This window comes from Ruegeria sp. CDSA079, from assembly GCF_059612245.1.
On the sequence record NZ_JBXWQF010000026.1, the window covers coordinates 1 to 17,660 of the forward strand.

Annotated in this window: 17 protein-coding genes and 1 pseudogene; 7 read left to right on the plus strand and 11 right to left on the minus strand. The window is 54.7% G+C overall.

The window, feature by feature from the left end:
• The 5 genes and pseudogenes from AC2FJZ_RS19680 to AC2FJZ_RS19700 all read left to right on the plus strand — a co-directional run.
• Positions 1 to 103: pseudogene (locus AC2FJZ_RS19680) on the plus strand (IS5/IS1182 family transposase); the annotation flags it as partial.
• A 359-nt stretch (positions 104 to 462) separates the two neighbouring features.
• The gene (locus AC2FJZ_RS19685; protein WP_496670770.1) at positions 463 to 1,398 is read left to right on the plus strand and encodes a hypothetical protein; all 936 of its coding nucleotides are present in this window, start codon (positions 463 to 465) and stop codon (positions 1,396 to 1,398) included.
• A gap of 278 nt (positions 1,399 to 1,676) precedes the next feature.
• Positions 1,677 to 3,599, plus strand: a complete 1,923-nt coding sequence (locus tag AC2FJZ_RS19690) for a DUF3604 domain-containing protein (RefSeq protein ID WP_496779763.1) — start codon at positions 1,677 to 1,679, stop codon at positions 3,597 to 3,599.
• A gap of 160 nt (positions 3,600 to 3,759) precedes the next feature.
• Positions 3,760 to 4,590, plus strand: coding sequence for a peptidylprolyl isomerase (locus AC2FJZ_RS19695; protein WP_496779765.1), 831 nt, complete (start codon positions 3,760 to 3,762; stop codon positions 4,588 to 4,590).
• Positions 4,587 to 5,576 (plus strand): HupE/UreJ family protein, encoded by a 990-nt coding sequence (locus tag AC2FJZ_RS19700; protein WP_496779767.1) that lies wholly within the window; start codon positions 4,587 to 4,589, stop codon positions 5,574 to 5,576. Before AC2FJZ_RS19695 ends, AC2FJZ_RS19700 begins: the two co-directional genes overlap by 4 nt.
• A gap of 23 nt (positions 5,577 to 5,599) precedes the next feature.
• Here the strand turns inward: AC2FJZ_RS19700 and AC2FJZ_RS19705 are convergent, their stop codons facing one another.
• The 11 genes from AC2FJZ_RS19705 to AC2FJZ_RS19755 all read right to left on the minus strand — a co-directional run bounded on the left by AC2FJZ_RS19705 (position 5,600) and on the right by AC2FJZ_RS19755 (position 15,860).
• Positions 5,600 to 5,785 (minus strand): DUF3604 domain-containing protein, encoded by a 186-nt coding sequence (locus AC2FJZ_RS19705; protein WP_496779769.1) that lies wholly within the window; start codon positions 5,783 to 5,785, stop codon positions 5,600 to 5,602.
• Positions 5,786 to 5,951: 166 nt separating this feature from the next.
• The gene (locus AC2FJZ_RS19710; RefSeq protein WP_496779770.1) at positions 5,952 to 6,962 is read right to left on the minus strand and encodes a DUF2955 domain-containing protein; all 1,011 of its coding nucleotides are present in this window, start codon (positions 6,960 to 6,962) and stop codon (positions 5,952 to 5,954) included.
• On the minus strand, positions 6,952 to 8,016 hold the full coding sequence (locus AC2FJZ_RS19715) for an HlyD family secretion protein (RefSeq protein WP_050605322.1): 1,065 nt from the start codon (positions 8,014 to 8,016) through the stop codon (positions 6,952 to 6,954). The genes AC2FJZ_RS19710 and AC2FJZ_RS19715 overlap by 11 nt, the downstream gene beginning before the upstream one ends.
• Positions 8,013 to 9,092: an AI-2E family transporter gene (locus AC2FJZ_RS19720; RefSeq protein WP_496779772.1), complete on the minus strand. Its 1,080-nt coding sequence runs from the start codon at positions 9,090 to 9,092 to the stop codon at positions 8,013 to 8,015. Before AC2FJZ_RS19720 ends, AC2FJZ_RS19715 begins: the two co-directional genes overlap by 4 nt.
• A 179-nt stretch (positions 9,093 to 9,271) precedes the next feature.
• Entirely contained in the window at positions 9,272 to 9,598 is a 327-nt protein-coding gene (locus AC2FJZ_RS19725) for a potassium channel family protein (protein WP_496670799.1), read from the minus strand.
• Positions 9,599 to 9,821: 223 nt separating this feature from the next.
• A complete protein-coding gene (locus tag AC2FJZ_RS19730; protein ID WP_496779774.1) occupies positions 9,822 to 10,832 on the minus strand; it encodes an ABC transporter ATP-binding protein in 1,011 nt (336 codons plus the stop codon).
• Positions 10,829 to 11,863, minus strand: coding sequence for a Gfo/Idh/MocA family protein (locus tag AC2FJZ_RS19735; RefSeq protein ID WP_496779776.1), 1,035 nt, complete (start codon positions 11,861 to 11,863; stop codon positions 10,829 to 10,831). Before AC2FJZ_RS19735 ends, AC2FJZ_RS19730 begins: the two co-directional genes overlap by 4 nt.
• Positions 11,860 to 12,699, minus strand: a complete 840-nt coding sequence (locus AC2FJZ_RS19740; protein ID WP_050605318.1) for a carbohydrate ABC transporter permease — start codon at positions 12,697 to 12,699, stop codon at positions 11,860 to 11,862. Before AC2FJZ_RS19740 ends, AC2FJZ_RS19735 begins: the two co-directional genes overlap by 4 nt.
• A gap of 10 nt (positions 12,700 to 12,709) precedes the next feature.
• The gene (locus tag AC2FJZ_RS19745; RefSeq protein WP_050605317.1) at positions 12,710 to 13,624 is read right to left on the minus strand and encodes a carbohydrate ABC transporter permease; all 915 of its coding nucleotides are present in this window, start codon (positions 13,622 to 13,624) and stop codon (positions 12,710 to 12,712) included.
• Positions 13,625 to 13,689: 65 nt separating this feature from the next.
• Positions 13,690 to 14,940: an ABC transporter substrate-binding protein gene (locus AC2FJZ_RS19750; protein WP_496779778.1), complete on the minus strand. Its 1,251-nt coding sequence runs from the start codon at positions 14,938 to 14,940 to the stop codon at positions 13,690 to 13,692.
• Complete coding sequence (locus AC2FJZ_RS19755; RefSeq protein WP_496779780.1) at positions 14,937 to 15,860, minus strand: N-acetylmuramic acid 6-phosphate etherase; 924 nt, start codon at positions 15,858 to 15,860, stop codon at positions 14,937 to 14,939. Before AC2FJZ_RS19755 ends, AC2FJZ_RS19750 begins: the two co-directional genes overlap by 4 nt.
• A 159-nt stretch (positions 15,861 to 16,019) precedes the next feature.
• On the opposite strand from AC2FJZ_RS19755, the gene AC2FJZ_RS19760 reads away from it, so the two are divergent.
• Both AC2FJZ_RS19760 and AC2FJZ_RS19765 read left to right on the plus strand, forming a co-directional pair.
• On the plus strand, positions 16,020 to 16,910 hold the full coding sequence (locus AC2FJZ_RS19760; protein WP_496779782.1) for a glucosamine kinase nucleotide-binding domain-containing protein: 891 nt from the start codon (positions 16,020 to 16,022) through the stop codon (positions 16,908 to 16,910).
• On the plus strand, positions 16,897 to 17,652 hold the full coding sequence (locus AC2FJZ_RS19765) for a GntR family transcriptional regulator (protein ID WP_496670825.1): 756 nt from the start codon (positions 16,897 to 16,899) through the stop codon (positions 17,650 to 17,652). Before AC2FJZ_RS19760 ends, AC2FJZ_RS19765 begins: the two co-directional genes overlap by 14 nt.
• Positions 17,653 to 17,660: the final 8 nt, after the last annotated feature.

Below are 17,660 nucleotides of genomic sequence, written 5' to 3' on the forward strand. Positions count from 1 at the left end.
GGACTGGCGACGTGTGGCAACCCGCTACGATAGATGCCCGAAAGTCTTCCTGTCAGCCATCGCACTCGCCGCACTCGCCGCACTCGTCATCTATTGGCTATGAGTCCTGAGCCTAAGGATACCTTTTAACCGAAATCTTTGCTCGGTTGTTAACGTCTCTGTTGCAGAGAGACATGGCCGCGAAAAGCAATCCATTGGGTTAACAAAGTCCAGCGATTGACATGAAACGCTGAAGACACCAACGATATTCCACATTCAGTTTTTGTGATATCATTCGAAAGTCGGTGACGTTTCCCACTTGTGACAGTCATGTGTGATTGGTCGAAAATGAAGAGATTTTTTGCAGTTGTACTATGCATACTCGGGCTAATGACACCCCGTGCTTCGTACGCCTGTGTGGTTTGTACTGAACTGCCGGACGCATCCATTGCGGATCACATACTGTCCGCGGATGTCATCGTATTGGCTGGCCCGGCATCAGAGAACCCATTCAGATATAAGGCGAAAAAGATTCTCAAAGGGGGTAGCGAACGGCTCAATGCCGTACCTGAGATTCCTTTCTTGATTGATAGCGTTACGCGCAGGGCATTTCGATCGGATACAACGCGAGCCGTCCTGCTGACCTATGGACCGACCTACAAGGACAGCGCTGGGCGTGGGTTTTCAAGACGCTGGCGACGTATATTCATCATGAACCCGGAAAGACGCGAGTTTCTGGATAGGCTTCAAACCACCGGCCGACTGTGGGCCTATGGAGAAACGGACAGCCCCGAGCGGGTTTTGTTCTTTGCTGAGTATTTGTGGCACCCGGATCAATCACTGCATAACATGGCCCTGGTCGAAATCGGTCACGCGCCGTATGCACTTGTGCGTCCGATAGGTGGCAAATCTTCTACGAGCCAAATTTTGGATGAGCTGAATGACTTGAAGCGCTTCGCATACAGGTCGGCCGCAATTCGGTTGCTCGGGTTACAAACTGATCCACAAGCGCGCTCAATTGTGCGCTCTCGCTTCACTAATTCCTTGAAGTCAGGCGGTTTCAATAACTACGAGTGGGCAATTGCCGGCATAGAAGCAGATAAAGAAACTGCGATCAGCGCAATTGGTGTCGCACTTCAAGATCCGAAAATGACGTCAGAAGACAGGAAATCACTGATCCGGGCTATAACCGAGGCCGGTTCAACGCAGCCGACGTTAAGGCCAAAAGCTGTGCAAACATTGTCTGAGGCGCTTCAGAAAAACAGTGATTTAGCCATCCAAATCGCTGCTGGAACACGAGGTTGGGGCCAAACGGCTCTGCACCAACAGTTTGAGGCTTTGGCCGCTTTGGAAGAAACAGACCCTGCAACTCAGTTTATGATCAGCATCGTTTTGGGAACTGATTTACCGTCTGAGTAGAGTGGTTTTGGAATTTCCGGTAACTATTGAGAACTTTGATTGTCCAATCCTTCTGCTGGCCAAACCAAGCCCGCAACGAAATGCTTGTTTCCGGCTCTGAGGCTTCTCAGCAGCCTGCGATCTACATCTTGCAACCTTTGATGGTTGGCACTGAAAAAGAAAGGGCGAACAAATCAATTAACACGGGCAGGTCAGGTGTGATATAAACAAAATCGAATATAAAAGATCCGCTAAAGTCTCCGCGATTTCGCGATAAAATTTTGCATTTGAGGGGCACTATGAATCGAATTTCTGTCTGTATTCTATCGCTGCTACTGGCACCAACAAACGGTCTGGCCGACGCCGTTCCGAGCCAACAGGCAGCTGAAGGTTTGTTTTCCGATCAACCGTATTCCCCCTACGCGCAGCGCACCTTCCCGGAACGTCCACTTTGGGGCGACACACACTTGCACACCGGGCTGTCGCTAGACGCGGGTGCGTTTGGGAATACTTTGCTGCCGGATGAAGCGTGGCGCTTTGCAAAGGGTGAGCAGGTCATTTCGTCCACCGGTCAAGCCGTAAGGCTGGCCCGACCATTGGATTGGATGGTTCTTACCGATCATACTGACCTGATGGGGTTTGCCCCGGATCTACAGGCCGGCAAGCCCGGTGTTATTTCTGATCCCAAGGGTTTGGAATGGTACGAAGGATACAAAGCGGGCGGCGAGGAGGCGGGGAAAACCGCCTTTGATATCATCACCAACTTCTCGCAAATGACCCTGCCGGAAATTCTTCTTGAGTCTTACAGCCCTGGCGCCGACGCTTTTGCCTTCACTTGGGAGCACATCGTTCTGGCAGCCGAGAGGCACAATGATCCGGGTAACTTTACAGCGTTCATCGGGTTCGAGTGGACCTCGGTCCCCAAGGGTTTTAACCTGCACCGGAATGTCATGCTGCGTGACGGGCCGATCCGGGCCTTGCAGATGGTGCCTCCGGTCACCCAACCTCCCTACGGCAATACAGACCCAAAATCGCTTTATGCTTGGCTTGAAGAGTATCAGGAGAAAACAGGGGGACGCGCCGTTGCCTTTGCCCATAACGGCAACTTGTCGAATGGATGGATGTTCCCCACCGAAGACACGTATCACGGCGGCAAAGTTGACGAGGAATACGTGGCGGCCCGCGCGAAGTGGGAGCCCCACTATGAGGTCACACAGATCAAGGGCGACGGCGAAGCACACCCGTTCCTGAGTCCTGATGACGAATTTGCGGATTACGAAAACTGGGACGTCGGCAATCTTGATATCACCGAGTTGAAGACCGATGACATGCTGGCTGGCGAATACGCCCGCGAGGCGCTGAAACGCGGATTGATGCTGGAAGAAAAGTTCGGCGTGAACCCCTATAAGTTCGGTATGGGCGGCGCGACGGACAGCCATACGTCTTTGGCCACTGCCGAGGAAGACAACTTCTTTGGAAAGTCCGTTAGTGTCGAACCTTCGGCTTCACGGATCGAGCATCCTTTCATTGCAAATGAACTTGGCGAAATTCCTGGCGACCTCCTTGTCGCGTCTGGATACACGGCTGTCTGGGCTACCGAGAATACGCGCGCCGCGATCTTTGAAGCGTTTAAGCGCCGCGAAACTTATGCAACGACCGGACCAAGGATCGGTCTGCGGTTCTTTGGCGGGTGGGATTTCAATGACTCGGACATGGAAACCCGCTTCCTTGCCAATGTAGGCTATACCAAAGGTGTTCCAATGGGCTCGGACCTGCGCCCACGCGAGGGTGACGGTGCGCCCGGCTTCCTGATCGCAGCTTTGCGCGATCCGGTCGGTGCCAACCTGGATCGTGTGCAAGTGATCAAGGGGTGGCTCGATTCCGAAGGTGCCTTGCAGGAGAAAGTTTATGACGTCGCGTGGTCGGATAACCGTGAGGTTGATCAAAACGGCAAGGTCCCTGCGGTTGGAAACACCGTGGACATTGACACCGCTAGCTGGACCAACACAATTGGAACGGCCGAACTGATAACCGTGTGGTCAGATCCGGATTTCGATCCAAATTCGCGCGCGTTTTACTACGTCCGCGCCCTGGAAATCCCAACGCCGCGTTGGATCCTGTATGATAAGCTGAAATATGGCATCGACTTGCCCGAGGATGCGGTTCTTACACATCAGGAACGCGCGTATTCGTCACCGATTTGGTACGCACCAGCCGAGTGACCCGGGTTTTCACGAAGCTGCAGGCCGGGGTAGTGACCGCTACCTCGGCCGCTGTGCAATTTTTTTGCAACGCGCAACGCGTCCATTTTCTTGCCTAACCCAAACCGATAATGCCAGCATCTGTACGTAGAACCAGAGAACGTTTTACGCAGGAGACTTCATGCGAGTACTGAAAGAACCTCTGTTCCATTTCTTCTTGATTGGAGCGGCAATTTTTATTTGGTTTCATATTGTCGCGCCGGATGACGAGGTTGTCGAAAACCTCGAGACGATAGTAATCGACGAAGATGATGTCGCGCTGTTGGCTATTCAGTTCGAAGCACGGTGGAAACGCCCGCCAAACGATACCGAGCTAAAAGCTTTGATCGATGCGTCCATTCGTGAAGAGGTTTTGGTCAGAGAGGCGAGAAAACTTGGTCTTGATCGTGGGGATTCCTTGATCAGGACACGACTAAGCCAAAAGATGGATTTTCTGACTGAAGCGATTGCGTCATCAGTTGTTCCGGAAGACGAAGACTTGGAAGCCTTTCTCCAACAAAACCCTGAACGCTATGCAATATCCGAAAAGGTGGCGTTCACGCAGGTCTTTTTGGGTGAAGAGGCAAGCGAAGTCGAAATTGAGAAAGCTCTGACCGCGTTGCGCGAAGAGCAAGACCCCTTTGATGTGGCAGGCTCCACTCTGCTGCCCGCTTCGATGCCGTTGACCGCGACCAGAGTAATCGATTCGGTCTTTGGTGCTGGATTTTCCACGCGTTTCGCAGAGGTTGAAACAGGTCGGTGGGTCGGGCCGGTTCAGTCGGGTTACGGGGTCCATCTTGTTCGTGTGAACGCAGTTGAGCCAAGTCAAACGCCTCCTTTGGCAGATATTCACGATGCCGTACTGCGGGATTGGCGGCGCGTTATGAGCGAAGATCTGGCGCAGGCACAATATGAATCTCTTGCCGACAGCTATCAGATTATGGTGCCCGAACTTGCAGGCCCGGCCAAATGAGAGCGTTGATTTTCTTACTTTTTGCGCTGCTGTTCGCGTGGCCCGGAGGTAACGCCAATGCGCACGCGCTTGATCCGGGTTATCTGGAAATTCGCCAAATCGGGCCGGACACGTGGAGCGTTCATTGGCGAAAACCCGATGTAAATGGTCAACCGATGGCGATCGATGCGATATTGCCAGATGGCTGCACTCCAGCGCGCGGCCCTAATCCAGTTTCCGACAGCCGAGCATGGGTTTCATCCTGGGTCGTAGAGTGCCGCGCGGATATCGCGGGTCAACCCATTGAGATTGAGGGCTTGGAGACCCAAAAGAACGATGTATTGGTACGTTTGCACCCGCTAGAGGCTGATCCTACCACGCTTTTATTTACCCCAGACGCGACCGTTCAAAACATACCCTCCGAACAGACAACGTGGTCCGTTTTTATCGCCTATTTCCAGTTGGGGTTTGAGCACATACTGGAAGGCTGGGATCACCTTCTGTTTGTCTTCGCGCTGTTTATTCTGGTCCGTGATCCGTGGAGATTGGTGGGGGCTGTAACGGCCTTCACACTTGCGCATTCAATAACCTTGGCGCTGGCAACCTTTGGCGTTTTGAACGTTCCCGGCCCGCCGGTTGAGGCCGTCATTGCACTATCCATCGTTTTTCTGGCGATGGAGATTGTCAAAGGCGGAGAAGGCCGGTTCCGGCTTTCAAAGCAAAAACCCTGGATCGTTTGTTTCGGGTTTGGGCTTTTGCATGGTCTCGGTTTTGCCGGGGCTTTGGCCGAAATTGGATTACCTTCAGACGATATTCCTGCGGCCTTGCTTGCCTTCAACCTTGGCGTCGAAGCCGGTCAGTTGAGTTTTATCGCTGCGCTGGCGCTTCTCTTGGGGATCTGGCGAATGATTGCTCTTCCGACGGGTCGAGGGGCGACCGCGCTGACCGCTTATGGCATCGGTTCGGTGTCGATGTACTGGCTCATCGAGCGCATAAGCGGATTCTGACGTCAGCGCTCAGTGTCCGCAATTCACTCTGACGGTGTGGGCCAGATTGGTATGGTGTACGCGCGATCGGCTATCCGCATCTCTGCCCCTTCGAGCGTTTCGACACCAAAAACGTGGGTCCGCCGGGGCTTTGGGATTTCACGGACACGGACGAAAAACATAGCGCGATCAGAAGGTACCAATACCAGATCAACCCAATAGCCGCCCAATGCGGCGGCTCAAATCGTGTAAGGGTAGGTGGCCTCGGCGACGTTTTCCATGTTGCCGCCATCGCCGCCATCGTCACTTTTTGTCTATGAGCCCCAAGCCTGAAGGCGGTGATGGCGCGCGTGAGAAAACTTCCGCTTAACAGCAAATCCTGCCTTGCGATGAAGCTTACTCTGTTAAGGGTTGGTTTTTCTCAGGCCAGAATTCATCCACTACGATATACGCGGCAATCACGAAGAATGCGGCACCAGCGACCTGCAACACACGGGTGATACTTTTGACGTCGGCTTCATCCGAAAATGGTGAAATCGAACCGCCATATACGATCAGCATTGTCGTCAACGCCGAGCCTGCTGCGGCAGCGAGTGGGATTTGCGATTTCCCGAGCGTTCCGAGTGTGAAGCAGAAGAACAAACACAACAGAATGGGGGTTAAAATAACTGGCGCGACGACGTTTATTTCATAGCAAAGGATCGACACCGCCGCGCCCAGTAGGTTTGCCGTTAGCATGGCCTTGGCGACCGTTTTGCCCATGGACGGCATCGCAGCAAGTTGTTGGCTTAGAAGCGCGACGAAGAACAGAACCAACAGGGCTGACGCGCCTGAGATGAAAAACGCCATAGCAAACGGAACCGTGACGAGCGACATTCTGACGATCCGGCGATGGGGGTCGAATTCAGAAGACGCCTGGGCTTTCTTCTGAGCGGCAGTCTGAGGTTCGGCTGGTACCACCACAAACATCAGCGTCGATACGAACCCTGCAAATAGCAGGTTCAAAGGAATCCAGAACACAAGCACCAATGCCAAATCCTGCGACTGCAATACAAGGTTTGGAATCATCAACGCACCCATGAGGGCTATGACACCGGGTAAAACTCCTGCCCCTGAAACCGACCATGTGAATGACAGGATTATCCCTATGGCAACCAATATGAGGAACACCACGGGATATGGCGCAAAAACCGACGACAAAAAGAAGGAAACGAACATCAATCCGATCGAAAAGACGAACAGCTTGGCGAATGCTGCCAAGGGCAATGCAGCGGGTGCCTGAAGGAACAGGGCAGTGAATACTGCCCCAACCACGGCAAGCGGCCACCCTAATAACAGGCCCAGGGCAAAGACGCTGGTCACACCCAGCGCAAGTCGAATAACAGAGTTCCGGTCCTCAGTACGCATAAGACAAGATTGAAACCAGACGGATATAGGTCCGACCGACCATGTTCAGGAACGAGTTGTCGCTCAGATACATGATCACATCGGCCTGCCCGTTGAGTTGGAAGCGAAGATCATCTTCGGTGCTTCCCGCCTCGTACCCTGGCAGTACGATCCGCACGGGAAACCGTTCTGGTTCGCGCAGAAAGCCTTTGGTGCTTGGCGGGCTTGCCAACTGGCCCGGTTCATCCCCACCGCTTAGCGAGACGGCTGCGCTGAAGCTCTCGATCACGCCTGGAACAATCTTGCCCGGATGCATGTCCAGCACGACGTCAACTGGCGATCCTACCGAAGCCCGGCCGAGGTTGTTCTCGGTAAAGTACGCCTCAATCCAGACGTCCGTTGCATCCAAAAACGTCAATAGGTCTTGGCCAGACCGGGCATAGGTGCCGGGGGCGATCAACAGATTGGATATGACACCCGTCGCCGGAGCACGCAGTTCCGTCCATTCAATGTTCAGCTCTGCATCTGCCAAAGCGGCCAATGCGCGCTGGATTTTGGGGTTTTCGATACCGTCATCACCCAGCCTTTGCTTGGCTTTTTCCAAATCCGCCTTGGCATTCTCAAAATTCGCCTCCGACTCCGCCAGTTTTCCGCGTGCGTCATCGGCCTTTGAGACGGCAATCAACCCTTTCTTTTCAAGTGCAAACACACGTTCGGATTGAATGCGCATTGTGTCGAGATCACTTTGCGCCCTTGCCAGTTTGGCCTGCGCTGCACTCACCTCTGCCGAGGATGCGCCCACTTCCTGCGTGGCCGCCTCAAGATCGGCTTCCGCCTTGTCACGTTCAATCTCATAGGGCCTGGAATCAATTCGAACCAGTACATCACCTGCCGAGACGACCTGACCGTTTTCAACAAGGACTTCGGTCACTGTCCCTGTGACCTGGGGGACGATTTGGGTCGCGACGGCCTTCACTCTGGCGTTTCCAGTGAACGGTGTTTTCCGATCGGCAACTAGGTACCAGACAAGAAAGACCAGAATGATGGCCAGCGTTGTCCAAATTGTCTTTCTCATTTTGCCGCTCCTTCAGCGGCGTCTTCGGCATGGGGTGAGGCGTCGATCCAGACTTTGAACAGCTCATAGAAAACAGCGAACAGAACCGGCCCCATGAATATGCCGATCAGGCCATAGGCCATCATGCCCCCAAGAACACCGATGAGGATCACAAGCATAGGTGTCTCAAGACCTTTTGAGATGAACACCGGACGCAGGAAACTGTCCATTATGGTGACAGGAACGGCCAGTATGGTGAAGATCAAAGCCGTGCCGCCAGACATGGTACTCCATGCGTAGATGATCACCGGCAGAAGAACCAAACCGGGGCCAATCTGGATAATCGAAAGTATCAGGCAGATAAAAGCCAGCGTCGCGGCCGAGTTGATCCCGAACACCACTAACAATATCCAAACGACGACCGCTTGAATGGCCGCCACACCGATTACGCCTTTTGTCACGTTTCGGATCGTTGCGCCTGCAAGCGTAACGAACTCACCGCCACGTGGAGCAAAGATACGGTTGGCAAAACGTTGCAAACCTTGAACTAGATTTGGTCCGGGGCTGAACAGGGCACCCATGATCAACACGGACAAGGCAAGCCCCAAAAGCCCAATTCCGATTCCCAGAACCTTGCCGAAAAGGGACTTGGTAATCTCAAGGATCTGCGCTCCGTACTTGGCAAGTGCCCCATCCAGATTCCGTTCAAACATTCCCCAAACATCGGCAATTTTGTCGCCTACCAACGGTAACTCCTTGAGACCCTCGGGCGCCGGGGGGATTTTCAGCTCGCCCTTGTCAGCCTGTTCGGCAAACCCTGAACCAAGCTCTGCAGCGCCAGATACCGCCGTTGCCACCGGTCCTAGGGTCAGAACAAGACCCAGCAAAACCAGGATCGTCGCGGCAAGTTTTTTCCGCCCGCCCAGCTTGGACTGTAGCCAATCGAAAACCGGATAGAGAGCGACGCTGAGTATCGTGGCCCAGATGACCACGCTGGCAAGCGGAGCAATCATGACCAGCGCGCTGTATAGGAATAATCCGAGAAAGAGCAATCGTATTGCGAGGTCGACAATCTTGGCGTCCTGAGTCTTTTCCATTCCGTCCCTCCGCTAATTGTTTTTTTGAATATTACACTCAAAAAACATAATATGTATATTTTTTTAAAATTTGGAGACAGGTAGCAGCTTGAAGACTCTCATGAATTCGGGCTGCGGTTCAGACCGCTCAGACAAAGGCCGTCTGCGCACTAACCGTTTTCGGTTTTGTTCTATGGGGCCTATTTTTGCTTTTTGTCATCCTCCTGCGACAGGATTGTGTCCGCCACAGTAGTCGCCGCAGTCACGAAGACACCGAGGCCCACAATGATATACACCATCGTAAAGACCTTCCCTGCCGCAGTTTCAGGAGAAAAGTCGCCGAAGCCCACCGTCGAAATGGTCACGACAGAAAAGTAGATGGAATCGAGCCAGCTCCAGCCTTCGACATAGTGATAAAACACCGACGCCCATAAGATCATACCGGTTGTGAAGGCAAGAAGGCCCTTCACCCTGCCATCTTTTAAGGCAACGCCTATCCCTCGGGTTATTCTGGTTAGTGAATTCATAGAGCCATCTTAACAGTCAAATCATTTATGCATATCATTTTGTGAATTTAACTGAGAAAATCTTAGACAATCAACTGTTTGTCCCTAATCCGCGTGCGGGATTGAGGCCCAAGCGAATGTCTTGCTTTACCGCTTTGGGTTCTCTCCCAACTTTCCTTGTGCTACCGGCCGTTAAAGTTCGAATGATCCTTGAACGATGGTTCTGTTGGTCTGGATGCTGTGATTATGCTGTTTCAGCGGTATCCAAGCGCTTGCCCTGTGGGTCAAAGCGAAAGACCCGGTCCAGCGAAAACCCGAACCGGACAGTTCGACCCACATCAAGCTGATGCTGGCCAAACAGGCGCGCAGTGATCTGATGGTCCTGCATCCTTGCGATAATATTGGTATCGCCACCCAGATGCTCGATATGAGTGACGTCGGCAACGACAGGCCCGTCATCGGACAGAAATAAATCCTCGGGGCGGATTCCCGTCGTAACATCTGTGCTTTCGCCGATCAGACTGGCGGGGAAGAAATTCATCGATGGTGCGCCAAGGAAGCCTGCGACAAACTGATTGGCTGGATTGTTGTACAGCTCCATTGGGGTGCCGACCTGTTCAACGTGCCCGTCGCGCAGTACGACGATCTTGTCAGCTAACGTCATTGCTTCGGTTTGGTCATGAGTCACATAAATCATTGAAGCATCAAGCTGCTGATGCAAATTCGCGATTTCTAGCCGCGTGTTCATACGCAGAGCTGCGTCCAGATTGGACAGGGGTTCGTCGAACAGGAACAATTTGGGTTCACGAACAATCGCGCGACCGATGGCGACACGTTGGCGCTGACCGCCGGACAATTCCGAAGGGTAGCGGTCGATGTAAGGCTCCAGATTAAGCATCTTGCTGGCCTTGGCGACGCGCTCTTCGATGACCTGCTTGCTCTGACCTTCCTGTTTCAACGCCAGTGACATGTTCTTACGCACATTCAGGTGCGGATAAAGCGCGTAGCTCTGGAACACCATCGCGATGCCGCGTTTGGAAGGCGGGATGAGGTTCATCAGTTCGCCACCAATGCGCACTTCGCCCGATGACACATCTTCAAGCCCCGCGATCACGCGCAAAAGGGTCGACTTGCCACAACCCGAGGGGCCGACGAAGACGACAAATTCACCTTCGTCCACTTCGATATTGATATCATTCAGAACCTCGACGGGGCCGAAGGATTTGTTCACGTTCGTAAGCGTCAGGGCAGTCATGTGCGAGCCTCTTTCAGCGAAATGGGTTGACCGGTACGGATGCTTTCATCCGCAGCCAGGCAGATGGCCAGCGATTGCACGGCGTCGTTCATGTGGCGGGTCAGGTCAATATCCTCGGCGATGGCGCGCAGCATATAGGCTTGTTCGGCGTCGCAGAGTTCCTGATGGCCAGGCTCATCCGGCATCTCGATTATCTGGTCGCCCTCAGGGCGGTGGACCAGGAGACCGCCAACCTTGGTATGGCCGTCGATATCTGCGGATGCGCCCTTGTTGCCATCGGTGATTGAAACCGACCCGTTGGGGGACACGATGTCTTTCACGAAAAACGCGGTCTCAGACATCATCGGCCCCCAACCGGCCTCGTACCAGCCGACCGAGCCATCCTCAAAAACCACCTGAAACTGGCCGTAGTTATACATGTCTTCAGCGATCTCATCGCTCAGGCGCAGGCCCATGCCGTGCACGCGCACCGGATCCGAGTCGGTGATCTGGCACATCACATCGACGTAATGCACGCCGCAATCAACGATAGGAGAGGTGGTCTGCATCAGCACCTTATGCGTTTCCCACTCGGCCCCGCTGCTTTGCTGGTTCAGGTTCAGGCGGAACACATAAGGTCCGCCAAGGTCGCGGGCTTCCGAGATCAGGCGCATCCAAGAAGGGTGATGGCGCAGGATGTAGCCGATCACCAGCTTGCGATTGGTCCGGGCGGCTTTGTCGACAACACGTTTGGCATCGGCCACAGTGGTCGCCAGCGGTTTTTCAACGAACACATGCGCGCCTGCCTCCATCGCGGCGCAGGCATAATCGGCGTGGCTGTCGGAATAGGTGGCGACAATCACGAGATCCGGCCGTGTCGCGGCCAGAGCAGCCTGAAAATCCGAATAGGCGGGATAGGTTGACAGTTCGGGGTGATCCACACGGCCGGACCGGTTCACCAGTCCCACGATCTGTGCGTCTGGATGGTGGTGATGCGCCAGTGCGTGGCTCAGGCCCATATTGCCAAGGCCGGCAATCAGAACTCGGGTCATTTGACAGCTCCTGAAGTGATGCCGCGGATCAGTTGGCGCGAGAAGATGACGTAGAGCACCAGCACCGGCAAGATCGCCATGCTGAGCGCAGACAGAACCGCATTCCAGTCGGTCACGAATTGGCCAATGAAAACCTGGCTGCCCAGCGTCAGGGTTTTGGTTTCTTCCGCAGGTGCCAGGATCAACGGGAACCAGAGGTCGTTCCAGATGGGGATCATGTTGAACACGGCAACTGTTGCCATGGCTGGGCGGACAAGGGGCAGGACCAGACGGAAGAAGATTGTGTATTCCGACAACCCATCGATCCGACCCGCATCCTTCAGGTCGTCCGAGACCTGTCGCATGAACTCGGACAGGATAAAGACGGCCAGCGGCAGCCCCTGTGCTGTGTAGACAAAGATCAAGGCCCAAAGCGTGTTCACCAGACCCGTGGCCACCATCAAATCCAGTATGGCGACAGTGCCGATGCGGATCGGGATCATGATCCCAAGCGCCAGATAGAGGCCCATCAGCAGGTTGCCCTTGAACCGGTATTCGCTGAGCGCGAAGGCGGCCATCGCACCGAACAGCAGTATGAAAGTCAGTGACACCACAGTGACGATCAGCGAGTTCTGGAAATAAAGGAAGAAGTCCCCTTGTTTCATCACGGTCTGGTAGCCGATCAGCGAAAAGCTCTCGGCATCGGGCAGGGCGAGGGGCTCGCGAAAGATGGCGCGGCGGGTTTTGAAACTGTTGATGATGATGACGAAGACCGGGAACAGGGCGATCAACGTATAGAGGATCAGCGCCCCATGCATGGCCGCCGTGTTCAGCGGGTTTGAGCGTGCTTTGTTCATTGCAGTGCCCTCACAACTGATACCGGCGCATCCGGGTCTGGATGCCGAAGAGGTAGATGCAGACCCCCACGAGGATGATCGCGAACATGGCCCCTGCGATGGCGGATCCCATATGTGGATCACCCAGTTGTAGTTGGAAGCCAAAGAAGGTGCGGTACATGAACGTGCCAAGGATGTCGGTCGAGAAATCCGGCCCTGCCAGTGCCCCCTGAGACACGTAAATCAGGTCGAACGCATTGAAATTACCCACGAATGTCAGGATCGAGATGATGCCGATCGACGGCAGGATCAGCGGCAGTTTGATCTTCCAGAAGGCGGAAGCCCCGGTGATCCCGTCGATTTCTCCGGCCTCAAGGATTTCCTCGGGGATCGACAGCAGGGCGGCATAGATCAACATCATCGGGATGCCGACGAATTGCCAAACCGAAACAAGTGCCAGTGTAGTAAGCGCATATTCTTCTTTACCCAACCACGGCGCAAACAGTGATTTCAGACCAATGGCATCCAGCATCGAGGGTGCGATACCCCAGAGTGGGGACAAGATCAGTTTCCAGGCAAACCCGACGATCACAAAACTCAGGATTGTGGGTATGAAAATCGCCGACCGGTAAAGTGCTGCGAACCGCAAGCGGGGATGCGACAGGATCGCAGCCAGGGCGATGCCGATGGGGTTCTGTACCAGCATATGGATCAGGAAGAACCAGAAGTTGTTGCCCAAAGCGTTCCAGAACTGTTCGGACCAGATAGGGTCGAAAAACAGGGTGCGAAAATTTTCTAAACCCACATAGACGCGCGCCTGATCGACCTCGGTGAACAGTGCGAGGCGGAGCGTGTTGAACAAAGGGAAGATCATCACCGCCGTGTAGACCAGAACCGCAGGGGCAAGGAAAACGGCGATGTGCCAGCGTATGCGGCGGGTCTGCATGGGAATCTCCGGGGATAGGGTGCCGGACGCGACGCGGGCCGCGTCCGGTGTGAGTGCCTCAGGCTTTACTGATGAGGGGCATACCAGGTGGCCAGGCCGTCTTGCAGCTGCTGGCCCAGAGCCTCGGGCGTTTCAGTTCCCTTGATGGCAGCAACGGATGCTCCCCAAGTTTCGTTTTCTAAGTTTGGCGTGCCGCGCGATAGAATCTGATAAGTCGAGCGGATCGTGCTTTTACACTCATCCCGCCAACCGACGATTTCTTTGGCCAGTGGATCTTCCAACTCAACCGGGGTGTTGGACAAAGGGAAGAAGCCGGGAACGGCGTTCCCGAAGATGCTGGCGAATTCCGGGCTGGCAACCCAGGACAAGAAGGTCCGCGCGGCCTCTTGGTTTTCGCTGGCCGCGTTCAGGCCGATGCCAATATCGGTGTGGTCCGAGATATAGCAGGTGTCGCCTGCGTTTTGGACCGGAGGCTTGAAGGCGCCCATCTCAAAATCGGCCTGTGTATTGAAGCCAGCGATTTCCCAGCTGCCCGCCGGATAGACCGCCGCGCGACCAAGCGTGAACAGGTTCTGGCTGTCGGGATAAGTCTGCGCCTCATACCCGTCACCCAAATAACCTGCCCATTTGGACAGCGTTGCATAGGGTGCAACCCATTGAGGGTCGGTCAACTTCTGCTCGCCTTTGATCAAAGCCTGACGGCCTTCCTCACCTTTCCAATAGTTAGGACCGATATTGTTATAGCCCATCGTTGCGGCTTCCCACTGGTCGTTGGTGCCCATCGCCATAGGGATATATGTGCCGTCTTCCTTGATCTTGTCCAAAGCGGCAAAGAACTCGGCCTCGGTGGTCGGAACTTCGATGCCCAACTCGTTGAATGCGTCTTTGTTGTAGATGAAGCCATGGATCACAGACGCCATCGGCACACAGAAGCTGGCGGATGCGTCATCAGTCTGCCACGCGGATTTCGCAACATCCGAAAAATTGCCCATGGCCTCAAGGTCGGAAAGATCCGTAAGGTGCCCGCCTTCATAAAGCGCTAGCGAAGCGTCAAACGGGCGGCAGGTGATCAGGTCGCCTGCCGACCCGGCCTCAAGTTTCGAGTTTAGAACCGCGTTGTACTCAGCAGGGGCAGAGGGTGAGAAGACAACCTTGATTCCTGGGTTCGCTGCCTCGAACGCCGGGATGATCTTGTCCTGCCAAAGAGTCAGGTCGTCGTTGCGCCAGCTTTCGATTGTCAACGTGGCTTCTTGCGCATAGGCGCTTGTGACCAGCGCTGTGCTCATCAGAGCCAGGCTCAGAACTTTGCGTTTCATTGGTTTTCTCCCAGGTTGATAGTTTTGTTGTTTTGTTTCAGTAGCTTCATAGCAGGTCGTAGATGACCACAGGTTTCGTTGAGCAGCGTATGTGCGTCCGCTGCCGATTTGGCACCCGCAGCGACGAGCGTTGCGCATTTGAGATTGCCTTTCGCCGCCTGCAAAGCCGTTTCGGCAGACTCGGGTGTTACGCCGGCCAGTTGGCACACGATGCTGTTGGCTCGTGCGCGCAGTTTGTCGTTGTCGGCACGCAGATTGATCATCATGCCATCCTGAATGTGGCCAAGTTCCACGGCCATCAGAGTCGACAGCATATTGAGCGCAATTTTCTGGGCAGTGCCGGCCCCCATCCGGGTCGAGCCCGAAATCAGCTCAGGAGGGGTGGATAGCAACACGGCATGATCCGCTAACTGCAACAGGCGCGACCCGGCGTTATTCGCGATCCCGATAACGGGCGTTCCCCTGTCGCGGGCCAATTCTGCGGCTGCAATCGTATAGGGGGTCGTGCCGCTGGCTGAGACAGCGATCAGCGTATCATTGACCTGCATGTTTGCCAGTTCATGCGGCAGCCCATCACTCGCGTCCTCTACGTCGCCGGGCATTTCTGCCTTGGTTGGCAATCCGCCCGCCATATGAATACGGATTTGTTCGGAAGAGATTGAAAACGTACCGCCGAGCTCAAGCGCATCTGATGCTGCCATGAGTCCGGAAGATCCTGCCGCAAGATATCGAAGTTTGCCGCCCGCACGGATGGTGGCGGCCATGGCGGTTGCTCCGCTGCAAATCGGTCCAAGGGAGTCATGAGCGGCCTTTGCCGCCGACACTTGCGATTGCGCCAACAGATCGGCCACTTCCTTCAGTGGACGGGTATCAAGCCCGTTCGCGTCCTGATGCAGTTGTTCCGTCGCTGGCGTTTTCAAGTGATTCTCCCCCAAGGGTCTCGGATATCATACCTTTTGAATACCATTAGTCTACCATTTTATTACGGGCCGTATTTTGGGCGATTTAGGCGATAATGTCGGTGGTTTGGTCATATTTAGGACTTCTAATGGGTGAAAAGGTATTATAAAGGTATCTGCATGACTCAATCAACAAGTTCTCTGATTCTGGCTGCCGATGGGGGAGGAACGCGTTGCCGCCTTGCCGTTCGCTGTGGCGAGGGCGCGACGCACAAGATCGAGGTTGGCGCGACCAACGTGTCCACTGATTTTGAAGCCGCCTGTATCGAATTGCGGCACGGTCTGGAGGCTCTTTCAGTGCAGTCTGGTTATTCTCTTGCCGAGTTCGGGCAAGCGCCTTCGTATCTGGGGTTGGCCGGCATAACGGGTGACGCTATTGCAAAAAAACTTGCCGCAGCTTTGCCGTTTCGGAATGTGAAGATCGAAGATGACCGGCCTGCGTCCTTACGGGGGGCGTTGGGCGCCAAGGACGGGTTTGTTGCCCATTGTGGGACGGGTTCGTTTGTTGCGATGCAAAAGGGCGAATCGATGAGGTTTGTCGGTGGCTGGGGGTCGGTTCTGGGCGATCAGGCTTCGGCGCAATGGGTGGGTAAGCGCGCGCTGTCCAGAGCGTTGGAATATGTGGATGGGGTGACTGGCCCTTCGCAATTGGCGCGAAGTCTATTGTCCCGATATGGCGGAGCTGCCGGAGTTGTACGAGCAGCCTCTGAGATGACCCCGTCTGAGTTTGGGGCGCTTGCCCCTTTGGTAACTGAGCTCTCCGATCAGAACGATGAACTGGCGATTTCTATCCTGCAAGATGGTGCGGACTATCTTGTCGAGATGATGAAAAGAATGGGTTGGGGCGAGGGGACGCCGATTTGCTTGACCGGCGGCATTGGCCCTTGTTACGCGCCGTATCTGCCATTGGATATGCAGTCTGTTCTGAGCCAGCCTGCGGGCGATCCATTGTCCGGTGCACTCGCCTTGGCGCGTGCGTATCAGAAGGAAATTGAACATGAATGTAGTTGATTTCCTGCGGCCGGAAGGATGGTTGGGGCAAAGTTCAGGCCCGCGCTACGTGCAGCTTCGTCAACGTCTTGAGCAAGGGATTGAAGATGGCATCCTTCCGCCCAATAGTTCATTGCCACCCGAAAGAGAGATCGCCGAGTTAACAGACCTTTCGCGCGTGACTGTGCGTAAGGCGATACAGGAACTGGTGCGCAAGGGCGCAATCGAACAACGGCAGGGGTCCGGTTCCTTTGTTCGGGAGCCCGTGGCGAAAGTCGAACAGTCCTTGTCCCATTTGACATCGTTTACCGAAGACATGGAACGGCGCGGTCTCAAAACGACCTCAACGTGGCTGGAGCGTGGGATTTTTCTACCATCACCAGAGGAAATGATGGCTTTAGGATTATCGGCCAACGAACAGGTCGCACGAATCCACCGCCTGCGCGAGGCGGGAGGGCGACCGATGGCGTTGGAAAGGGCAGCTCTTCCGCTTGATATTCTGCCGAACCCCACCGAAGTGACGGGGTCACTTTATTCGGTTCTTGAACGGACGGGCTTCCGACCGGTGCGTGCGATCCAGAAAATCTCGGCCATCAACCTTGAAGCACCCGAGGCAGAGCTTCTCGATGTTGCGGAGGGCACAGCCGGGCTTCGCATTCAACGTACGTCTTATCTGGAAAGCGGGCGGGTCGCTGAATTGACCCGGTCAATCTATCGCGGCGATGCCTACGACTTTGTGGCTGAGCTGCGCCTGTCAAACTGAAAGCCTGG